Below are 19544 nucleotides of genomic sequence, written 5' to 3'. Positions count from 1 at the left end.
TTAGCTATGACCCTAGAGAGAAATCCTCACCTTTGCCAAACAAATTGCCGAACTGTTATGAAATAGCTCCATTCTTTTTCGTTGAAGTCGGGCATTGTGCACAAAATCGGCGTCTGCTCTGGCAAAAAGCGGCCTTTGGACCGTTTGCCGATGCCGCGGCGCCCGAATTTGCCCGCCGGTCTTACCCGGGGTGCCACAGTGCTCGAACACCAAAACCAGAGGCCCGACCGGAATGAATTCCCGGTCGGGCCTGATTTATCTGGAAAGCGTTCGGCTACCGCCCGAACTCGAAGTTCGCTCCGGGAATCGCGGCGAGCAATCCCTGGGTGTACTCCTCCTTCGGATTGTCGAAGACCTCGTCCACCGTCGAGGACTCCACAATCCGCCCACGCTTCATGACACACACCTGGTCGGCGATGACTCGCACGACGGCCAAGTCATGGGTGATGAACAGGTAGGTCAGCCCGAGCTCGGACTGCAGTTCTGCGAGCAGGCTGAGAATTTGCGCCTGCACGAGCACGTCGAGGGCCGACACTGCTTCGTCGAGGATGACGATCTCGGGTTTGAGCGCGAGCGCGCGGGCTACCGCCACACGTTGCCGCTGGCCGCCGGACAGCTCGTTCGGATACCGCGTCGAGAGATTAGCCGGCAACGCCACCTGGTCGAGGAGTTCGCTCACCCGCTTGCGCCGAGAGGCGCGATCGCCCACACGGTGCACGACGAGCGGTTCAGCGATGGTGTTGCCGATATTGCGCAGTGGATCGAGCGAGCCGTACGGGTCCTGGAAGACCGGCTGCATCTTGCGCCGCAGGGAGAGGAGTTCACGACCACCGAGGTGCGCGATATCGGCCCCATCGATCATGATCTTTCCTTGGGTGGCGTCCTCGAGGCGCAGCAGAAGCTTGGCGACGGTGGATTTTCCGGAGCCCGATTCTCCCACCAACGCCATCGTGGTTCCGCGTTGAACGGTGAAGGAGACGTCGTCGACGGCCTTGAAGTGGCGCCCCTCTCCCTTCTCCCCGCGGATCTTGTAAACCTTGGACAGCGACTCGACGACGATCGCAGAGTCGTCTGCCCGTTCGATCTCGTTCTTCGCCGCCCGGCTTTCTGCTGCCTTGATCAGGTCCATTCCGCGCGCCGATGTCGGCGGGTGGTAGTCCGCCTCGCTCAGCTTCTGGCCGGAAGAAACTATCCGCCGGGAGGCCAGGCTGGGGGCCGCTGCAACGAGACGCTGCGTATACGGGTGCAGCGGGTTCTCCAGGATCTCCCGGGACGGACCGGATTCCACGATCCGGCCTTTGTACATCACCACGAGCTGTTCCGCACGTTCGGCCGCGAGGCCGAGGTCGTGGGTGATGAACAAGACGGCGGTGCCCAGGTCGCGAGTCAGCGTCGCCAGATGGTCCAGAATGACCCGCTGCACGGTGACGTCAAGCGCTGACGTCGGCTCGTCGGCGATCAGCAGCTTGGGACGAGCTGCCAGCCCCATGCCGATCAGCACACGCTGCCGCATCCCACCGGAGAACTGATGCGGGAACTGGTGCATTCGTGTATCGGCGTCGGCCAGGCCTGCCTCCTTGAGCACCTGGATGGCGTACTTCTTCACATCCTTGCCGCTCGCGATTCCATTCGCTCGGATGGCTTCCTCCACCTGGAAGCCGATACTCCAGACCGGGTTCAGGTTGGACATGGGGTCCTGCGGAACGAAGCCGACGAGTTTTCCTCGCACGTCTTCCATCTCCCGGTCGCCCAGCGAGGCGAGGTTGCGACCTTCAAACAAAATCTCACCCTTGGTGATGCGGCCCGATCCCGGAAGCAGGTTGATGATGGCGTGGGCCGTGGTCGACTTGCCCGAACCGGACTCGCCCACGATGGCGACTGTCTGCCCCGGCATCAGGGTGAGATCGATGCCGTTCAGTGCCGGCACGAAGCCGTTCTGGGTTTGGAATCCGACTTCGAGGTTGCGGATCTCCAGCAGCGGCTGGTCCATGGTGCGTGTCCCTGCGCGTCTTTCGGTGGGGTGCGGCTCGCTCATCGCAGCGCCCTCGCTTTCGGATCAAGTGCGTCTCGCGCAACCTCGCCGAGCGAGATAAACGCGAACACGGTCAGGGAGAGGGCGATGGAGGGCAGGATCAACGTTTGCGGATTTGTTCGAAGATCATTCTGGGCATTATTGATGTCGTTCCCCCACGACATGATGTCGCTGCCGAGGCCCACCCCAAGAAAGGACAGGCTCGCCTCGGCCACGATGGCCGCGGCCAGCGAGATCGTCGTGATGACGATGACGGGTGCGATCGAGTTGGGAAGAACATGCTTGAGCAAGATCTTAAAGCGTGACAGTCCGAGGGCCGATGAGGCCATGACGTAATCGGCGTTTTTGACCCGCAGAATTTCGGATCTCAACACGCGAGCCGTTTGCGGCCAGGCGAACACCCCGATCGCCAGCGAAATACTCCAGACGCTGCGGTACTGGCTCAGCACGCTCATGATGACGACGGCGGCCAGGATGTAGGGGATCGAAAAGAAAATGTCGCCCAGCCGGGACAGGATCGAGTCCACCCAGCCGCCGTAGAAACCGGCAAACGCTCCGAAAACGACCCCGAGAAGCGTGGTTAGCACGATCACGATGAAGCCAACGGACACCGACGTCGACGTGCCGTTGATGATGCGCGAGTAGATGTCGCAGCCCTGCTTGGTGAAGCCGAGCGGATGCCCTGCAGCCGGACCGGCATTGCTGTTGCTGAGATGGCAGTCGTTGTTGGGCGGGGTCTGCGTGAACAGCCACGGCATGAGAGCGACGATGATGACCAGCACAATCAACGCTGCGGAGATCCAGAACATCGGACGCACCCGAAGGTCCCGCCAGGCGTCGATCCACAGGTTGCTGGGTCTCTCCGACACCTGCACGGTATCGGTTTCGACGAGCGGTGTTTCGTCGAGGGACGCGACGAAGTGGGTCGCCGAGCGTCCGTCGGCACCCGGACCGGCCGAGGGGCCGGTCGGTGAGTTACTTGACATAACGAATCCTTGGGTCGAGCAGACCGTAAAGCAGGTCTACCAGCAAGTTGACGACGAGGTAGAGCAACACCATGACGGTCACGAATGACACGACAGTGGGGCCCTCACCGCGTTTGATCGCCTGGAACAGAGTGTTGCCCACCCCGGGCACGTTGAAGATGCCCTCGGTGATCGTGGCTCCGACCAGAAGAGTTCCGAAGTCGGTTCCAAGATAGGTGACCACGGGAATGAGCGAGTTGCGCAGAATGTGCACCGGGATGACGCGGCCACGGCTGAGCCCTTTGCTGTAGGCCGTGCGTACGAAGTCGAGTCCGGCCGTCTCGATCACCGACGCTCGGGTGAGGCGCATGATCTGGGCGAAACTGGCGCTGGCCAGGACCACGGCCGGCAGGATCAGATCCGCGGTCGGAGCACCGCTGCCTACTGTGGTGCGCGCCCAGCCGAGTTGGATGCCGAAGACGAACTGGGCGACGAAGGCGATCACGAAGATCGGTAGCGAGATCAGCAACAGGCTGACGGCGAGCGATGTCGCGTCAAAGAGCTTGCCCTTGCGAAGACCTGAAACGAGTCCGACCAGGATGCCGGAAATCGCCAGGAAGGTCAGCGCGAGCCCGGCCAACCGCGCGGTGACTGGGAAAGTGCGGGCGAGCACATCGTTGATCGCTTCACCGGAGAAGGTCAGGCCGAAGTTACCCTGCAGGATGCCGCCGAGGTAGATGAAGTACTGAACGATGAACGGCTGGTCGAGGTGGTATTGCGCCCGGAGTTGGGCGACAACCGCCGGATCGGGCGATCGACCGGGGAACAGAGCGAGAATCGGATCACCGGGCATGGCGAACACCATGAAATAGATGAGGAAGGTCGTTCCCAGAAACACGGGAATCGCCTGGAGAACGCGTCGAAGAATGTATCCGGTCATGAGACGACTATGTCTCCCGGATGGTGAGTGTGAACATACGGGATCTGAACCCTAACTGTGGCTGGCAAGTTGCCATTTTCAGGCTGTTGATGCCAACACTACTTTCGAGCGAGGCTGTGCGCCACGTGGCCGACAAGGATGGCGTGGGTGGAGGCGATGACGCTCGCGCCATCGCCTCCACCCAATTCTAGATGGGAACTAGCCCTTGGTGATCTCGAAGTACAGCGGAACCGAGTTCCAGCCGAACTCCACGTTCGACACGGCGGTTCCGTAACCACCGGTCACGTTCGCATACCACAGTGGGATGGCCGGAAGGTCCTCGAGCAGGATCTCCTGTGCCTTCTGGAAGGCAGCGTTGGCCTTCTCCAGGTCGGTTTCGGTCGAGCCAGTGTTCAGCAATTTCTCGAACGCCGCGCTCGAGTAGTCGCCGTCATTGGAACCGGCGCCGGTCGCGTAGAGCGGCCCGAGGAAGTTGAACAGGCCCGGGTAGTCGGCCTGCCAACCGCTGCGGAACGGCGTCTGGATCCCGCGATTGGTGATGAGCGTGCGCATCTCCTTGAAGGTCGGGTACGGGGCACCAGAAGCATCAATTCCGAGCACATTCTTGAGGCTGTTCATGACGGCGTCAACCCACGCATCGTGCCCACCGTCGGCGTTGTAGGCGATCTGGAAGGTGCCGCTCCACGGGGAGATCGCATCGGCCTGGGCCCAGAGATCCTTGGCCTTGGCCTCGTCGAACTTCAGCACGTCGGCGCCCTGGAGTGAGTCAGACCAGCCATCAATGACCGGTGAGGTGAAGTCTGAAGCTGGCGTGCGAGTTCCCTCGAAGATCACCTTGGTGATCTCCTCCCGATTGATCGCCATCGACAGTGCTGCGCGGCGCAGTTTTCCTTCGGCTCCGTCAAAGTGGGGCAGGCGAGCCGGAATCGTGAAGGATTGGAACACCGCAGCAGGCTGGTTGATGGCACGATCGCCCAGATCGCTTTCAAACGTGGCCAATGCACTCGGGGAGACCGCGTCGAGAACGTCAAGGTGGCCAGCGAGCATGTCAGCGTAGGCGGCTCCCTGATCGGCATAGAATTTGATCGTCAAGCCCCCGTTCTTCGGCTTGCGCCCGCCGTCATAGCCGGGGTTGACCACGAGGTCGATCTTCTCATTGTGCTTCCAGGCCGTTGGGCTGGCGAGCATGTACGGGCCGTTACCGATGGGGTTCTCGCCGAAGGCAGCGAGGTCTGTCCAGGCGGATGCGGGTAGTGGCGAGAACGCCGAGTAGCCGAGGCGCAGAGGAAAGTCGGCCAGCGGCTTGGTGAGGGTCACCGTGAAAGTCGTATCATCGATGACCTTGAGACCAGTCAGCGGGCTGTCCTGGTCGTAGCTGAAGCCTTCGATGTCCTCGAAGAAATAGCTCGACAGCTGGGCGTTGCTGAGCAAAGCGCCGTACTGCCAGGCATCGACGAAGCTGTTCGAATTTACCGGCTCGTCATTGGTGAAGGTGAGGCCCGGCTTGATCTTGATGGTGTACGTGATGTTGTCATCGGTGGTGATCGACTCGGCCACATCGTTGACGGGGGCACCCTTGGCGTCGTAGTAGACCAGGCCCGCGAAGATCGAGTCGAGGATCTTGCCGCCGCCCACCTCATTGGTGTTGGTTGGGATCAGGGCGTTCTGGGGCTCTGACCCGTTCGCCGTGATGACCGCCGAAGAGTCACTACCTGCCGCTGGCTTCGCTGATCCACCAGCGCAGCCAGTGAGCACGAGGGCTCCCACAGACGCGAGAGTGAGGGCGACAATGCCCATTCTCTTGATTTTCAATTTTTGCTCCTATGCACAAAAGGGCGCCTGACACAGCTCTTGACCGTGTCACGCGCCAGTAGAGTCAACCCAATCTTGGCCGTAAAAAACCCGGCACAGCATTGGGGGGTTGTTACGACCCTAGTTTGTAGTTTGTCCAGAATGGGCAACGGAACAAAGAATGTTACACACGCGCAATATATCCGGCCACTAATGAGCGTCACGCACGGCAATCTTGCACGGATGTTGCAGGGCCGGTTTTGAGCGGATGCCGCGCCCCGGTGTCGGCGCGCGTGGCGGCCGGGTGGGTCCGCGCGCGGGCGGGTGGGGCCGCGCGCGGGCGGGTGGCAAGATGGAGCCATGGCGCCAGCATCCGTTCTCAGTCGCTCTCGGCTGTATTGGGAGATCGGCATTGTGCTCTCGCTTTCTCTCGGGGCGTCGGCCGTGTACTCGATCGTGTCGATCGTGGCCCGGCTCACTGATCCGACCCCACTCGCCGACCAGTCCGCGACCCTCAACGGCTCGCAGTCGCCGCGGGAGTGGCTCGACTTCACCTACCAGTTTCTCGGCATCGCGTTCGGGCTCGCCGCGGTTGCCCTGGTGCTGTTCTTGCTCTGGCGGCCCGGCCAGAACCCGTTCACTCGGCTCGGCTTCGACCTGACCCGGCCGGGCAAGGACGTGTTCGGCGGGTTCGGGCTGCTGCTCGTCATCGGCATTCCGGGCCTCGCGCTCTACCTGGCCGGCCGCGCATTCGGCTTCACAGTGGCCGTGGTGCCGTCGCCGCTCGACACCTTTTGGTGGACCATTCCGATTCTTGTCTTCGCCGCCCTCAAGGCAGCGCTGCTCGAGGAACTCATCGTGGTCGGCTACCTCTTTACCCGGCTGCGAGAGCTCGGCTGGTCGACCTGGACCATCATTGTGAGCTCGGCTGTGCTGCGCGGCAGCTACCACCTGTACCAGGGCGTCGGGCCGTTCTTTGGCAACGTGGCCATGGGCGTCGTGTTCGGCTGGTGCTACACCCGCTGGGGGCGCACCGCGCCGCTCGTGGTGACCCACGCTCTGCTCGACATTCTCTCGTTTGTCGGTTACCCGCTCGCGCTGGCCTGGTGGCCGGGGCTGCTCGCCCCCGCCAGCTAGGCGCCGGTCGAGGCACGAGAGATCGAGACCAGCGGAACTTCCGGGCGCGACCACGCCCGAAACTGGTTTCGGAGGCGGTGGCCGAGTGACCCCACGATACAGACGTGCTCAGAGGGACAGATGAAACCGCAGGGCGTCGTCAACCTGCCGCATCACGCGCAGTGGCGTCCAGCCCCCGAGCTCACCGATACGTGACAGCGCTATTGTTCTGACCTGCTCGGCTTGAATTTTCGATTGCCGGGCGAGCCCCATTTGCCGAAGTTCGACCTCGTCGTCGACCAGAATCTGAAAATCAGGGTGGGCCAAACCGGTGCTGGAGGTCAGCGGTACGATGGTGACCGATCCGCGTCCGAATCGGGAGGCAGCGGTGTTCGCTGCGTCATTGCTCACGACAATGCACGGCCGTGTTTTTGAGGCTTCCCCGGGCAGCGCGGGATCCAGTGACACCAGGCGTACTTCGCCGCGCCTCACTGATCGAGCCCATCGCTGACCGTGACGTCCCAGTCACCGGCGTCGATACCGTGGTCCCACTCCTCGAATGCCGCGGCGTACGCATCGACAGCTCGCAGCTCACGACCAAGTCGGACCAGATCTTGCACGGCAGCGGAACGATTGCCGGAGTGCAGCTCGGCAAGCTTGTCGATGAACGCTGCGTCAGCGTCCGGAAGGCTCACACTCAACTTTACGGTCATACCGTGATCGTACCGTGGTGCGACCCTGGTGGCAACGAAAACGATCCGTCCGAGCACCGCCGGTCGAGGCGCGAGGCACGAGCGATCGAGACCAGCCAACCCAGGTCTCGATCGCTCCTCCGTCGCGCCTCGACCAGCGAGGGCGGGGCGCCCTACTCGAAGGCCTCGGGCGGCGGGCAGGCGCAGACCAGGTTGCGGTCCCCGTACGCGTTGTCGATGCGACGCACCGGCGGCCAGTACTTGTTCCGCACCAGCGACGCGAGCGGGTACACGGCGGTCGCGCGATCATACGGACGCTCCCACTCCCCCTCGATCACGCACTGCGCCGTGTGCGGAGCGTTGTGCAGCGGGTTGTCGTCGGCGGGCCAGCGGCCAGCGGCGACGGCATCCGCTTCGGCCTTGATCGCGATCATGGCCTCGCAGAAGCGGTCGATCTCCCCGAGGTCTTCACTCTCGGTGGGTTCGACCATGAGCGTGCCGGCCACCGGAAAGCTCATCGTCGGCGAGTGAAAGCCGTAGTCGACGAGGCGTTTGGCCACGTCGTCGACGCTCACCCCTGTGGCCGCGGTGAGCGGGCGCAGGTCGAGGATGCACTCGTGGGCGACCAGGCCGTTTTCGCCCGAGTAGAGCAGCGGGTAGTCGTTCTCCAGGCGTTTGGCGACGTAGTTGGCGGCGAGCACGGCGGCGCCGGTGGCCTGCTTGAGGCCGTCGATTCCCATCATGCGCACGTAGGCCCAGGAGATCGGCAGAATGCTCGGGCTGCCGTAGGGCGCGGCCGAGACCGGTCCGCCGGCGTGAATGACGCTGGCAGAGGCTCCCCCTTCGCCAAGCAGGTAGTGTTCATCGCTCTGGGCGAGCGGATGCCCCGGCAGGAACGGCGCGAGGTGCGCCTTGGCTGCGACCGGGCCGACGCCGGGCCCGCCGCCGCCGTGCGGGATGCAGAAGGTCTTGTGCAGGTTGAGGTGCGAGACGTCGCCGCCGAAGTCGCCGTAGCGGGCGAACCCGAGCAGGGCGTTCAGGTTGGCGCCGTCGACGTAGACCTGCCCGCCGGCCTCGTGCACGGCCTTGCAGATGGTGGCGACCTCGTGCTCGTACACACCGTGGGTGGACGGGTAGGTGATCATGAGAGCGGCGAGGTTCTCGGCGTGCTCGGCGATCTTGGCGTGCAGGTCGGCGAGGTCGACGTTGCCGAGTTCGTCGCAGGCCACCACGACGACGCGCATGCCGGCGAGGGCCGCGGATGCCGCGTTGGTGCCGTGTGCGCTCGACGGGATCAGGCAGACCGTGCGGTCGGATTCACCGTTGGACTGGTGGTACCCACGGATGGCGAGGAGGCCGGCCAGTTCGCCCTGGCTGCCGGCGTTCGGCTGCAGTGACACGGAGTCGTAGCCGGTGACATCGGTCAGCCAGGTTTCAAGCTGGCGCACCAGGTGAAGGTAACCCTCGACATCCGCAAGCGGTGCGAACGGGTGGATTCCGGCGAATTCGGGCCAGCTGACGGCCTCCATCTCGCTCGCCGCGTTGAGCTTCATTGTGCAGGAACCTAGTGGGATCATGCCGCGGTCGAGCGCGTAGTCGTAGTCGGCGAGGCGCTTGAGGTAGCGCATCATGCTGGTCTCGGAGCGGTGCGTGTTGAACACCGGGTGGGTGAGAAACTCGCTCGTCCGATCAAGCTCCGCTGGCAGTCCGTGCTGCACAGCGTCGAAGTCGACGTGGCCGAAGGCAGAGCGGCCGCCGAACGCACCGACGACATAGGACAGGTCGGCGAGCGTGGTGGTCTCGTCGACCGAGACGCTGATGGTGTTTTCATCGACCTGGCGCAGGTTGTAGCCGCTGGCGGATGCCTTGGCGACGACCTCGGCGGCACCGGCCGGCACGTTGATCTGCACGGTGTCGAAGAACGCGTCGGTGAGAACGTCGACGTCGATGGCGCGCAGGGCGGCAACGAGGGCGCCGGCCCGCTCCTGCACCCGGGTGGCGATCGCCCTCAGGCCCTGGGGCCCGTGGTAGACCGCGTACATGCCGGCCATGACGGCGAGCAGCACCTGGGCGGTGCAGATGTTCGAGGTGGCCTTGTCGCGGCGGATGTGCTGTTCGCGCACCTGCAGGGCGAGGCGGTAGGCGGGGTGGCCGGCTGCGTCGACGCTCACTCCCACGAGTCGGCCAGGCAGCTGGCGTTCGAGGCCGCGGCGCACGGCCATGTAGCCGGCGTGAGGTCCGCCGAAGCCCATCGGCACGCCGAAGCGCTGGCTGGTGCCAACGGCCACATCGGCGCCGAGGTCGCCGGGTGACTTCAACAGGGTGAGGGCAAGCAGGTCGGCCGCCACCACGGCGAGCGCCTTGTGTTCGTGGGCCAGTTCGATGACGTTCTGAGGGTTCCAGATGCGACCGGATGCGGCCGGGTACTGCACGAAGACACCGAAATAGTCGCCGAGATCCGCGGCCGTGGTCTGCTCGCTCAGGTCGACCCGGGCGAGCTCGATGTCGAGCGCAGCGGCGCGATTGAGGAGCAGCGCGTGGGTCTGGGGAAAGGCATCCGTGTCGACGATGAACCGCCGTGAGCCCGACTTCGACGCGCGCAGGGCCAGCAGCATGCCCTCGACGACCGCGGTGGACTCGTCGAGCATCGACGCGTTGGCCGTGGTCAGCCCGGTGAGATCGGCGATCATGGTCTGAAAGTTGATGAGCGCTTCGAGTCGACCCTGCGAGATCTCGGGCTGGTACGGCGTGTAGGCGGTGTACCAGCTGGGGTTTTCGAACACGTTGCGTTTGATCACGGCGGGCGTGAACGTGTCATAGTAGCCCTGACCGATCATCGAGCGCTTGACGGTGTTGCGGCCGGCGAGGGCGCGCAGTTCGGCGACGGCCTCGTTCTCGGTCGCGGCCGGTGGCAGGGCGCTATCACCGTCCTGCCGGAACAGGTCGGCGTGGATTGACGCGGGCATGGCGGCGGAGACGAGGTCGTCGACCGAGGCGTATCCGAGCGTGGCGAGCATGTGGGACTGGGCGTCTCCAGTAGTTCCGATGTGACGCTGCGCGAAAGCGTGGCTCATAGCGCGGTTACTCCCCGACCAGGGCTGAATACTCGGCAAAGGTGAGCAGGGTGGGTAGGGTGTCGAACTCCACCTTGATCAGCCAGCCCTCGCCGAACGGGTCGCTGTTGACGAGCTCGGGGCTGTTCACCACGGCGTCGTTGGTGGCCGTGACGGTGCCGTTCACCGGTGCGAAGAGTTCCCCGACCGACTTGGTCGACTCGATCTCGCCGACGACCGTGCCGCCGGCAACAGTGCTGCCCACCTCGGGCAGTTCAACGAAGACGACGTCGCCGAGCTTCTCAGCGGCGTAGGCGGTGATGCCGACGGTCGCGATGCTGCCCTCGACCAAAACCCACTCGTGCTCGGCGGTGTACTGCAATGCGGATGTGTCTGTCATGGTGTTGCCTTTCGCAGTTTTCAGTGCTGTTTCAACAGGGTGGAGTTATTTGACACGCTTATAGAAGGGCAGCGACGTGACGGTGGCGGGAATGCGGGTGCCGCGCACATCGACGTAGACCTCGGTTCCGAGGCGAGCTAGGTCGGGCGTGACGTAGGCCATGGCCACCGGGTAGCCGAGGGTCGGCGAGAGTGCGCCGCTGGTGATCACGCCGTCGCTGTGCGCTGCGTCGAGGCTGCGGAAGATCTCATAGTCGGCGCGTCCGGCGCGTTTGCCGGCGGCAATCAGACCGACCAAAACGGATGCCCCCGCCGCCGGCCCCGCAACGCTGGCGGCCCGGCCCACGAAGTCGCCTTCCTTGTTCACATTGACGACGCGGCCGAGGCCGGCCTGGGCCGGGAAAGTGGTGAGAGTCAGTTCATGGCCGTACAGCGGCATTCCGGCTTCGAGCCGGAGCGTGTCGCGGCTGGCCAGCCCGGCCGGAACGAGTCCCTTGTCGGCGCCGGCGACGACCAGCGCGTCCCACAATTCGCGGGCATGATCGGCCGCGAGGTAGAGCTCGAAGCCGTCCTCGCCGGTGTAACCGGTGCGGGCGACCAGCAGCGGGTGGCCGCGGAAGAAGGCATCCGTGATGCGGTAATACTTCATGAACAGCAGATCGGTGCCGAGATCGGTGACGCCCTCGGTCGCGTCCAGAATGGCGAGAGCGTTCGGGCCCTGCACTGCTATGAGCGCGTAGTCATCGCTCTGGTCGACCACGGTCACGTCGAAGTCGGCGGCGCGGGCCGCCAGCGCGTCGAAAGCGGCGAACCGGTTGCCGGCGTTGGCCACGACGAGAAACTTCGCATCATCCAGCCGGTAGACGACGAGGTCGTCGATGATGCCGCCGGTTTCATTGAGCAGCAGGCTGTATTTGGCCTGCCACAGTTCGATGACCGACAGCTTGCCGGCCAGCGCGTAGTCGAGGTAGGCGGCGGCATCCGGTCCGTCGACCAGGATTTCGGCCATGTGCGACAGGTCGAACAGTCCGGCCTGATTGCGCACGGCGTGGTGCTCGGCGAGATCACTCGAATAGCGCACCGGCATCTGCCAGCCGGCGAAGTCGGTGAAGCTGGCGCCGGCATCGACGTGCGCCTGGTGCAGGGGCGAGAACCGCTCGATATTGGAGTCGGGGGTGCTGGAATCGACCGAGGTCATGAGTTCTCCGGGTGACAGGGCCGAGAGCCGGCCGCAGCGGTGTTCGCGGCTCGATTGAACCGCATGGGAACTCCCCCTCTGTCGCTCGTGCCTGAGAGCTTCGCCAGCGCGGGCGCTGACTTTCACCGTGGGCGAGACCGGCAAGCGCCCGGTCTTCTTTTCAGAGTGGCCAGTTCGATGCGGTACGAGTACCTGAGAGATTGTCGGGGAGGATTGCTCCTTCGGTGTTCGTACGCGCTCGCGCCGAACTCTCCCGCATCGACCATTCGGCCCGATATTCAGTTGGTAGCGCCCAGCCTAGCCCCACACCCCGCTGCTGCCGCGACGGTGGCTGTCCAGCAGGTGGGTGTCGATCATGCCGATCGCTTCCATCAGCGCGTACATCGTGGTGGGGCCCACGAAGATGAAGCCGACCTTTTTGAGGGCCTTCGACAGGGCAGCGGATGCCTCGGAGCTGGTCGGCACGTCGGCCTGCGTTCGCGGCCGCGGAGTTTCTTTGGGCTGGAACCCCCAGACGAAGTCGACCAGTCCGCCCTGCTCGCGCAGCGCGACCGTGGCCTGCGCGTTGGTGATCGTGGCGCGAACCTTCAGGCGGTTGCGCACGATCTTCTCGTCGCTCAGCAGCCGGGCAACGTCATCTTCGCCGAACGCGGCAATGCGATCGGGGTCGAAGTCGGCGAAGGCCGCACGGAACCCGGGGCGCTTCCGCAGAATGATGGCCCAGGACAGCCCGGACTGAAATGCTTCCAGGCTGATCCGCTCAAAGAGTGCGTGCTCGGTGCGCACCGGAACGCCCCACTCGGTGTCGTAGTAGTCGCGCAGCATCGGGTCGACCGAGGCCCAGGCTGGCCGCTTGAGGCCGTCGGTGCCGATGATCGCGCCGGAAACGGGGCGTGGGGCGTCCGCTGGTGAAGTTTCGCTCATCTGAACCATTAGACACTGATCGGCTCCCGGTCGAGGACTAAAATCGCGTTCAGAGCCAAGGAGCCATGATGAGTCACGGTGCACTCGATCCATCCTCAGGTGTTCGCGGCGCAACTGCACCGGGCGCGGCCATCGACGTGGTCGATCTGGTGAAGCAATTCGGCCACAATCGGGCGCTGAACGGGGTGACCTTCCGGGTGCCGCGCGGCACGGTGTTCGGGGTGATCGGGCCCAACGGTGCGGGCAAGACCACGATCATGCGGGCGCTGCTCGACATCATCCGGCCGACATCTGGCCAGGCCACTGTGCTGGGAACGGACTCGCGCAACGCCGGGCCCGACCTTCGGCGACGCATCGGCTATCTGCCGGGCGAGCTGATCCTGGATGGGCGTACGAGCGGGCGCCGCCTGCTGCAGCACTACGCGGATATCTCGGGTCCGGTCGCTGCCGGCCACGTGCACGAACTCGCAGAACGGTTGAAACTCGACCTCGACCGGCCGGTGCGCAAACTGTCGAAGGGCAACAAACAGAAGCTCGGCATCGTGCAGGCGTTCATGCACCAGCCCGAACTACTCGTGCTCGACGAACCAACGAGCGGCCTCGACCCGCTCATGCAACAGGAATTCCTTCGACTCGTGCGCGAAGCTCATGACCGCGGCCAGACCGTCTTTCTCTCCTCGCACGTGATCAGCGAAATTCAGCAAGCGGCCGACCAGGTCGCCATTCTGCGCGACGGTCGCATCGTCACAATCAACAGTGTCGACGAGTTGCGGGCCACGGCCATCCGGCACCTGCGCCTGGTGGCCAGCGGCATTCGCCCCACCGATCTGGCCGCCCTGCTCGGCGGTTTGGACGGCGTCACCACTCTCGATTGCACCTTGACGCCAACCGGCGACACCGAAGCCGTCGCCACCTTGAGCGGCGATATCGCGCCGTTCGTGCAGGCGATATCGACCCTGCACCTGCGCGACCTCGTGCTCGAGGAACCCGATCTGGAGGAATCCGTGTTAAAGCTTTACTCGGCGCCTGCTGCGGTGACCCAGTGAGCATCGTGCAGGACCGCCCGATGAACGTGCGCCGGGCGCCGCTGCCACTGTTCGGCAAGGTACTCACCGACTCCTGGCGGGGCCTGCTGGGCTGGGGCGCCGGTCTGGCTGCGGCCGCCTTTCTCTACCTACCGCTCTTTCCCAGCATTAGCGGGGCGTCGGGCATGCGGGCGCTCATCGGCCAGTTGCCACCTGAACTGGTGAAGACGCTCAATTACGATCAGATCGGAACCGGCGCCGGGTACACCCAGGCGACCCTGTTCGGCCTGCTCGGATTTCTGCTGGTGAGCATCGCGGCGACCAGCTGGGGCGCTGGCGCTCTCGGCGGCGACGAGGAATCCGGGCGGCTCGAGCTCACCCTGGCACACGGCGTCACCCGGGTGCAGGTGGCCGTAGCCAGGTTCTGCGCCATCGCGGCGAAGATCCTCGCCCTGTCTGCGTTGTTGTTCGTGGTGGTGTTCCTGCTCAACGATTCGTCAAAGCTCGAGATCGAGGCGGGAAACCTGCTGGGTATGTGTCTCTTGTTCGGCGGGGTGACTCTGCTGACGGCATCCGCTGCCCTGCTCGGCGGAGCGCTGACCGGGCGGCGCATCGGCGGTATCGCCGCCGGTGCCGCAGTGGCGGTGCTCGGCTACGTCTTCAATGCGCTCGGCAACCAGAGCGCGAGCCTGGAGTGGCTGCATAACCTCAGTCCCTATTACTGGGCCTTCGGCACCAGCCCGCTGAGTTCCGGGGCGAACGTCACGACGATCGTCGTCTTCTATGCGATCTCGCTCGTGCTGGCGGCATTCGCCGCGGTCGTCCTGCGCCAACGCGACATCGGGGTGTGAATCACCAGGCCAGGGACTCGGCCGCCGCCTCGGTCAACTCGATAATGCTGTCGAGCAAGCCGGCCATGCTGTCGGAGCGCAGCAGCGCGATCTGGTCGAGCGGTCCGACCGGGGCGATCGCGGCGAGCTGCCAGGCGGCCGCGGTGGGGTCGTGCGAGAGTTCCACGTCGGGCGACCATTCCTGGTCGCTGAATTCGCTTGCCAGCGACAGAGTGCGGCGCACGAGTTGTTCGGCCTGTTCGCGCCGCGGTAACAGGGCATCGTCCCATTCCAGGTCGGGCAGCTCACGCACCGTGGCAAGCGGATGCGGGTCCTCCGGCATCCATTTGGTCACCTCGATCCTGCGCTCACCCTGCACGACCAGGCCGAGGTAGCCTTCCGGCGCCTCCAGCTGGGTGACGCGGGCGACGGTACCGATACTGAACCGGCGTTCGCCGCCGCCGACCTCCTGGCCGCGTTCGATCAGCACAACGCCGAACTCGGCTGGCGGGGCATCGAGTACGCGCGCGAGCATGACGAGGTAGCGTTCCTCGAACACCCGCAGTTGCAGCGGCATGTAGGGAAATAGCACGGATCCGAGCGGGAACATCGGCAGGGTCGTCATGTTTCCAGCGAACCACGTCGGCGGCGCCGCGCCAAGCCCCCGGGCCGTGTTCGCGGTGACGAATCGCCGGGTATTGGCATCCGTGATTCCGCGGGGTGCGGACATCAGTGGGGCAGCGGTGAGTTCGGCCGGTTTCGGCGCGTAGCCTTGAAGGGATGCGCGCAACCCGCGCAACCGACGAGAGGCTTCACGTGGACATCACCCTGCTGGCACATTTCGTGGCGGCCGCTGAGGCATCCGATTTCGCCCGTGCCGCGCAAGCGCTCGATGTCTCCCGCGATACCCTCAGCGCCTCGGTAAAACGGGTCGAGGCCGAACTCGGTTACGCGCTGTTTGATCGTACCGCCGAGAGCACGACCCTCACCGAGATCGGCCTCGCCTTTCTGGACGACGCGCGGCTCGAGCTGGCCAGGGCGGCCGGTCGCGGCGGGCAGTCCGGCGGCGGCTCAGGCGGTTCTGGTGGTGGCGGCGGCAAGGCCAAGGCCAACAAGGGCAGGGGCCGCGCCCCCGCGGTTAAGGGCCAGCCAAAGCTCGGCAAAAAGCGCCAGTCTCGCTGACCAGAGACCTCGCCTTTATGCCGAACAGCTCGGCACACCGGCCCACCACGTCAGCCAGCAGATTAGACGGAAAAAGGGGACCCGCACGAACGGAAGATCGATCGTGCGGGTCCCTAGACGGCGGCCGGCTACTTGCGGACCCCAGCAGGTTTGAGACTGTTTGCCTCTTCCAGAGATAGCTCGGTGTCAGCGAAGGTCTGGTCGTCCGCGAAGGACTTCATGCGCGCGATCCGGAAGATGATCAACGCATACAGACACTTCGCCATAATGTCGGCGACCGAATAACCGATTTGCAGCCCAACCCAGGCATCAGCGCCATCGATACCGAGGCCGGGCAGCAGATAAGCGATCGGGTAGACCCCCCAGGTGGCCAGCAAGAGCAGCCGTAGCAGCGAGATGGTCTTGCGCACGGAGGCGGGCTGTCTGTCGAGCGACCTGGTCAGTTCCACGAAGAGCACGTAGAGAATGTAGGCGAATGGAATCGAAGACAGCAGGCCGAAAATACCCCTGGTGAGGTTTTCCGAGGCCATCTCACCCGGGTAGCCCAGCGCGATCATCAGGGCGGCAGCCGGAATGAGACGGGTGAGCAGGCTGCTCTGCACCTTTCGAGCAAGGGCCAGCACAGCGACGAGCTCCAGCAGAAGCAGCGGCACCGTGAGCAACCAGTCGACGTAGCGGTAACCCTCATTGAACGATGCTCCGGCGACCTGAACATAGTCGCCACGGCCGCCGACAGCCTCAGTCACGAAAGCTTCAGTGAACGAGTTGAAGATGCGGAAATAGTGGTACGCCGCGATTCCACAGACGATGGCCGCGACGGTCAGCGCCTGACGATAACGCGGCAGTACGCGCGGCAGGCTGATAACGAGAAAAACTGATGTGAACAGCTGGGATGCGATGACGAGCGAGAACACGTTGTAGATGGTGTCGTACTGGATTTGGGTGAGGGAATCAGGAATCACAGGGGCCTTCGATGTTAGAGAGGATCGCTGGTCTTACGGGCACGAGCCGAGTTAGGTAACTTGGTTAGGTACATTCGTCAACATACTCCGAAACGGAGCCTTCGAACCGATTATTCGGTTCGGATTTGTTGCTAAAGTCACCCCTGTTCGGGGGATACAGGATGGGTGGCATCGCCTCGCGATGAGGTTCGACTCAGACCTCAGTGACCTGCCCGGCCTCGACCTGCCAGTGCCGGTCGGTGTGCACCTTGGCGAGCATGCGCCGATCATGGGTGACCAGCAGCAGAGTGCCCTCGTAAGAATCGAGCGCCTGTTCCAGTTGCTCGATGGCGGCGAGGTCGAGGTGGTTCGTCGGTTCGTCGAGCACCAGCAGGTTCACGCCGCGCGCCTGCAGCAGGGCGAGACCTGCCCGGGTGCGCTCCCCCGGCGACAGCTCGTCGACCGGGCGGTTCACGTGGTCGGCCTTCAGTCCGAATTTTGCCAACAGGGTGCGCACTTCGGCGGGCGAGAGCTCGGGCACGAGCAACTCGAAGCTCTCAGCGAGCGGCCGCGACCCGGCCAATAGCACCCGGGCTTGGTCGATTTCGCCGATTGAGACGCTGGGGCCAAGGTGAGCGCTGCCGGCATCCGCTTTTTGGCGGCCGAGCAGGGCCCGCAGCAGCGTCGATTTGCCGGCACCGTTCGGGCCGGTGATGCCGATTCGTTCGCCGCCGTTGATCTGCAGCGACAGCGGGCCGAGCACGAAGTCGCCTTGGTGAAACGCGGCGTTGCTCAGGGTGGCCACGACCGCGCTCGAACGTGGGGCTGAACCGATCGTGAACTCGAGCTGCCACTCCTTGCGGGGCTCCTCGACCTCATCGAGGCGCGCGATGCGGCTCTCCATCTGGCGCACCTTCTGCGCCTGCTTCTCGCTCGATTCGACCGAGGCCTTGCGGCGGATCTTGTCGTTGTCCGGTGCCTTCTTGATGGCGTTGCGCACGCCTTGGCTCGACCATTCCCGCTGGGTTCTGGCACGGCCCACGAGGTCGGCTTTCTTGGCGGCGAACTCGTCGTAGTTCTCCCTGTTGTGCCGTCGCGCAGTCTCGCGTTCCTCGAGGTAGGCGTCGTAGCCGCCGCCGAACACCCGGTTCGCGCCCTGGGCCAGGTCGAGTTCGAGCACCCGGGTGACACTGCGGGCGAGAAATTCGCGGTCGTGGCTGACCAGCACGACGCCGCCGCGCAGTCCCGTGACAAAGGCTTCGAGGCGTTCGAGGCCGTCGAGGTCGAGGTCGTTCGTGGGCTCGTCGAGCAGCACGATATCGAAACGCGAGAGCAGCAGCGCTGCCAGACCAACGCGGGCAGCCTGGCCGCCGGAGAGCGCTGTCATCATGCTGTCGGCGGTGACCGCCGTACCGAGCGCGAGACCGAGGTCGGCCAGCACGATCGGCAGTCGCTCGTCGAGATCGGCGGCGCCGCTGGCCAGCCAGCGGTCGAGCGCGGTTGAATAGACGTCGGCCGGGTCGAGTCCGTCGGCCCGCGGTTGGGTATCTCCGAGAGCGGATGCCGCGGCATCCATTTCGCGGGTCGCCTCGGCGCAGCCGGTGCGCCGATTGAGGTAGCCGGCGATCGTCTCGCCGGGAACGCGTTCGTGTTCCTGCGGGAGCGCGCCAACAAAGGCATCCGCCGGGCTCAGGGTGATGGTGCCGGCCTGCGGCCGACCGAGCCCGGCCAGCAGGTTCAGCAGGGTGGACTTGCCCGCGCCGTTGGCGCCGACCACGCCGATGACGTCGCCGGGGGCGACGGTGAGGTCGAGCGATTCAAAGAGGGTACGGTGCGCGTAGCCGCCAGCCAGGCCCTTGGCCACGAGTGTTCCGGTCATTACTCCATAGTCTCATTGACCGCAGGTGCTCAGCGCGTCGGGCACGTTGCTAGCGGCAGGTGCACTGCTCGCTGGCCGGAATTCCGGCCATGACCTCGTCGACGTGCTGGCCGCAGCGAGTCCAGCCGATTTTCGAACAGTTTTCGCAGCGAATAGGACTGCACATGGGGTCTCCTCGGGTGTTGATGGGTAGTGGGACTATTGGACGATGGCCAGACCAGTGGATGCTGCGGCGTCGGAGATTCCGTGGGCGTCGGTCAGGCCGGTGAAGCCGAGGACGGTCATGCGGGTGATGGCGGCGGCCGACCGGTTTCCGGAGGCGCAATAGACGACGTAGGCACCGTCCATCGGCAGTGCGGAGATGTCGGCGTCGAAGGTGGTCGACTGCACGTCGACGTTGATTGCGCCGTGGAGGTGACCGGCTGCGTATTCACTCGGGGTGCGCACGTCAACGATGACGGTGCCCGCGGCGAGAGCGATCGGTTCGGCCGATGCCGAACAGGCCGCCAGACCGAGCACGAGCGTTACGGCAACGGCCAGGGCGGCGAGAGTCTTCTTCATGAGCTGCTTTCGATGG

19 protein-coding genes and 2 riboswitches are annotated in these 19544 nt (G+C 64.5%); of the genes, 4 read left to right on the top strand and 15 right to left on the bottom strand.

Annotated elements, in window-relative coordinates; all coding sequences use genetic code 11:
- Positions 1–274 precede the first annotated feature (274 nt).
- The 4 genes from QMF22_RS12890 to QMF22_RS12875 form a co-directional block, all read right to left on the bottom strand.
- Complete coding sequence (locus tag QMF22_RS12890) at positions 275–2035, bottom strand: dipeptide ABC transporter ATP-binding protein (protein ID WP_502846955.1); 1761 nt, start codon at positions 2033–2035, stop codon at positions 275–277.
- Positions 2032–3018, bottom strand: coding sequence for an ABC transporter permease (locus QMF22_RS12885; RefSeq protein WP_283454222.1), 987 nt, complete (start codon positions 3016–3018; stop codon positions 2032–2034). The genes QMF22_RS12890 and QMF22_RS12885 overlap by 4 nt, the downstream gene beginning before the upstream one ends.
- Positions 3008–3937: an ABC transporter permease gene (locus QMF22_RS12880; RefSeq protein ID WP_283454220.1), complete on the bottom strand. Its 930-nt coding sequence runs from the start codon at positions 3935–3937 to the stop codon at positions 3008–3010. Before QMF22_RS12880 ends, QMF22_RS12885 begins: the two co-directional genes overlap by 11 nt.
- Before the next feature lie 198 nt (positions 3938–4135).
- On the bottom strand, positions 4136–5749 hold the full coding sequence (locus tag QMF22_RS12875) for a peptide ABC transporter substrate-binding protein (protein WP_283454218.1): 1614 nt from the start codon (positions 5747–5749) through the stop codon (positions 4136–4138).
- Between the two features lie 339 nt (positions 5750–6088).
- Here QMF22_RS12875 and QMF22_RS12870 point away from each other — a divergent pair, with 339 nt between their 5' ends.
- Positions 6089–6865 carry a CPBP family intramembrane glutamic endopeptidase gene (locus QMF22_RS12870; RefSeq protein ID WP_283454217.1) on the top strand — a complete coding sequence of 259 codons (777 nt, stop codon included), beginning with the start codon at positions 6089–6091 and terminating at the stop codon, positions 6863–6865.
- Positions 6866–6973: 108 nt separating this feature from the next.
- Here the strand turns inward: QMF22_RS12870 and QMF22_RS12865 are convergent, their stop codons facing one another.
- The 6 genes from QMF22_RS12865 to QMF22_RS12840 all read right to left on the bottom strand — a co-directional run bounded on the left by QMF22_RS12865 (position 6974) and on the right by QMF22_RS12840 (position 13110).
- Complete coding sequence (locus QMF22_RS12865) at positions 6974–7336, bottom strand: type II toxin-antitoxin system PemK/MazF family toxin (protein ID WP_283454214.1); 363 nt, start codon at positions 7334–7336, stop codon at positions 6974–6976.
- The gene (locus QMF22_RS12860) at positions 7333–7557 is read right to left on the bottom strand and encodes a ribbon-helix-helix domain-containing protein (protein WP_283454212.1); all 225 of its coding nucleotides are present in this window, start codon (positions 7555–7557) and stop codon (positions 7333–7335) included. Before QMF22_RS12860 ends, QMF22_RS12865 begins: the two co-directional genes overlap by 4 nt.
- 152 nt (positions 7558–7709) lie before the next feature.
- Positions 7710–10610, bottom strand: coding sequence for an aminomethyl-transferring glycine dehydrogenase (gene gcvP, locus QMF22_RS12855; protein ID WP_283454209.1), 2901 nt, complete (start codon positions 10608–10610; stop codon positions 7710–7712).
- Between the two features lie 7 nt (positions 10611–10617).
- Positions 10618–10989, bottom strand: coding sequence for a glycine cleavage system protein GcvH (gene gcvH, locus QMF22_RS12850; protein WP_283454207.1), 372 nt, complete (start codon positions 10987–10989; stop codon positions 10618–10620).
- A 45-nt stretch (positions 10990–11034) separates the two neighbouring features.
- Complete coding sequence (gcvT, locus tag QMF22_RS12845) at positions 11035–12186, bottom strand: glycine cleavage system aminomethyltransferase GcvT (protein ID WP_283454205.1); 1152 nt, start codon at positions 12184–12186, stop codon at positions 11035–11037.
- 71 nt (positions 12187–12257) lie between these two features.
- A riboswitch (glycine riboswitch) is annotated at positions 12258–12355 on the bottom strand.
- 1 nt (position 12356) lies between these two features.
- A riboswitch (glycine riboswitch) is annotated at positions 12357–12452 on the bottom strand.
- 31 nt (positions 12453–12483) lie between these two features.
- Complete coding sequence (locus QMF22_RS12840) at positions 12484–13110, bottom strand: DNA-3-methyladenine glycosylase I (protein WP_283454203.1); 627 nt, start codon at positions 13108–13110, stop codon at positions 12484–12486.
- A 68-nt stretch (positions 13111–13178) separates the two neighbouring features.
- On the opposite strand from QMF22_RS12840, the gene QMF22_RS12835 reads away from it, so the two are divergent.
- Positions 13179–14156, top strand: a complete 978-nt coding sequence (locus QMF22_RS12835; protein ID WP_283454201.1) for an ABC transporter ATP-binding protein — start codon at positions 13179–13181, stop codon at positions 14154–14156.
- On the top strand, positions 14153–14986 hold the full coding sequence (locus QMF22_RS12830) for an efflux permease Rv1217c-related protein (protein ID WP_349357094.1): 834 nt from the start codon (positions 14153–14155) through the stop codon (positions 14984–14986). The genes QMF22_RS12835 and QMF22_RS12830 overlap by 4 nt, the downstream gene beginning before the upstream one ends.
- Before the next feature lies 1 nt (position 14987).
- Here the strand turns inward: QMF22_RS12830 and QMF22_RS12825 are convergent, their stop codons facing one another.
- Positions 14988–15695 carry an LON peptidase substrate-binding domain-containing protein gene (locus QMF22_RS12825; RefSeq protein WP_283454198.1) on the bottom strand — a complete coding sequence of 236 codons (708 nt, stop codon included), beginning with the start codon at positions 15693–15695 and terminating at the stop codon, positions 14988–14990.
- A gap of 50 nt (positions 15696–15745) precedes the next feature.
- On the opposite strand from QMF22_RS12825, the gene QMF22_RS12820 reads away from it, so the two are divergent.
- The gene (locus tag QMF22_RS12820; RefSeq protein WP_283454196.1) at positions 15746–16147 is read left to right on the top strand and encodes a LysR family transcriptional regulator; all 402 of its coding nucleotides are present in this window, start codon (positions 15746–15748) and stop codon (positions 16145–16147) included.
- 128 nt (positions 16148–16275) lie between these two features.
- Here the strand turns inward: QMF22_RS12820 and QMF22_RS12815 are convergent, their stop codons facing one another.
- The 4 genes from QMF22_RS12815 to QMF22_RS12805 all read right to left on the bottom strand — a co-directional run bounded on the left by QMF22_RS12815 (position 16276) and on the right by QMF22_RS12805 (position 19528).
- Positions 16276–17109, bottom strand: coding sequence for a bacteriorhodopsin-like (locus tag QMF22_RS12815; protein WP_283454194.1), 834 nt, complete (start codon positions 17107–17109; stop codon positions 16276–16278).
- A 193-nt stretch (positions 17110–17302) separates the two neighbouring features.
- Positions 17303–18967 (bottom strand): ABC-F family ATP-binding cassette domain-containing protein, encoded by a 1665-nt coding sequence (locus QMF22_RS12810; RefSeq protein ID WP_283454192.1) that lies wholly within the window; start codon positions 18965–18967, stop codon positions 17303–17305.
- Positions 18968–19016: 49 nt separating this feature from the next.
- Positions 19017–19133: a DUF8730 family Cys-rich protein gene (locus QMF22_RS17525; protein WP_502846954.1), complete on the bottom strand. Its 117-nt coding sequence runs from the start codon at positions 19131–19133 to the stop codon at positions 19017–19019.
- 32 nt (positions 19134–19165) lie between these two features.
- Positions 19166–19528 carry a rhodanese-like domain-containing protein gene (locus QMF22_RS12805; protein ID WP_283454190.1) on the bottom strand — a complete coding sequence of 121 codons (363 nt, stop codon included), beginning with the start codon at positions 19526–19528 and terminating at the stop codon, positions 19166–19168.
- Between the last annotated feature and the right edge of the window lie 16 nt (positions 19529–19544).

The organism is Cryobacterium sp. PH31-L1, from assembly GCF_030063145.1.
Classification (GTDB): domain Bacteria; phylum Actinomycetota; class Actinomycetes; order Actinomycetales; family Microbacteriaceae; genus Cryobacterium.
Note: the sequence above shows the minus strand (reverse complement) of the source record. Positions and strands in the feature narration are given on the sequence as shown.

Bases quoted from the DNA above. Each gene is read 5' to 3' on its own strand.
- QMF22_RS12890 (WP_502846955.1), bottom strand. From the start codon at position 2,035: ATGAGCGAGCCGCACCCCACCGAAAGACGCGCAGGGACACGCACCATG.
- QMF22_RS12885 (WP_283454222.1), bottom strand. From the start codon at position 3,018: ATGTCAAGTAACTCACCGACCGGCCCCTCGGCCGGTCCGGGTGCCGAC.
- QMF22_RS12880 (WP_283454220.1), bottom strand. From the start codon at position 3,937: ATGACCGGATACATTCTTCGACGCGTTCTCCAGGCGATTCCCGTGTTT.
- QMF22_RS12870 (WP_283454217.1), top strand. From the start codon at position 6,089: ATGGCGCCAGCATCCGTTCTCAGTCGCTCTCGGCTGTATTGGGAGATC.
- QMF22_RS12860 (WP_283454212.1), bottom strand. From the start codon at position 7,557: ATGACCGTAAAGTTGAGTGTGAGCCTTCCGGACGCTGACGCAGCGTTC.
- gcvP (WP_283454209.1), bottom strand. From the start codon at position 10,610: ATGAGCCACGCTTTCGCGCAGCGTCACATCGGAACTACTGGAGACGCC.
- gcvH (WP_283454207.1), bottom strand. From the start codon at position 10,989: ATGACAGACACATCCGCATTGCAGTACACCGCCGAGCACGAGTGGGTT.
- gcvT (WP_283454205.1), bottom strand. From the start codon at position 12,186: ATGACCTCGGTCGATTCCAGCACCCCCGACTCCAATATCGAGCGGTTC.
- QMF22_RS12840 (WP_283454203.1), bottom strand. From the start codon at position 13,110: ATGAGCGAAACTTCACCAGCGGACGCCCCACGCCCCGTTTCCGGCGCG.
- QMF22_RS12835 (WP_283454201.1), top strand. From the start codon at position 13,179: ATGAGTCACGGTGCACTCGATCCATCCTCAGGTGTTCGCGGCGCAACT.
- QMF22_RS12825 (WP_283454198.1), bottom strand. From the start codon at position 15,695: ATGTCCGCACCCCGCGGAATCACGGATGCCAATACCCGGCGATTCGTC.
- QMF22_RS12820 (WP_283454196.1), top strand. From the start codon at position 15,746: ATGCGCGCAACCCGCGCAACCGACGAGAGGCTTCACGTGGACATCACC.
- QMF22_RS12810 (WP_283454192.1), bottom strand. From the start codon at position 18,967: ATGACCGGAACACTCGTGGCCAAGGGCCTGGCTGGCGGCTACGCGCAC.
- QMF22_RS17525 (WP_502846954.1), bottom strand. From the start codon at position 19,133: ATGTGCAGTCCTATTCGCTGCGAAAACTGTTCGAAAATCGGCTGGACT.
- QMF22_RS12805 (WP_283454190.1), bottom strand. From the start codon at position 19,528: ATGAAGAAGACTCTCGCCGCCCTGGCCGTTGCCGTAACGCTCGTGCTC.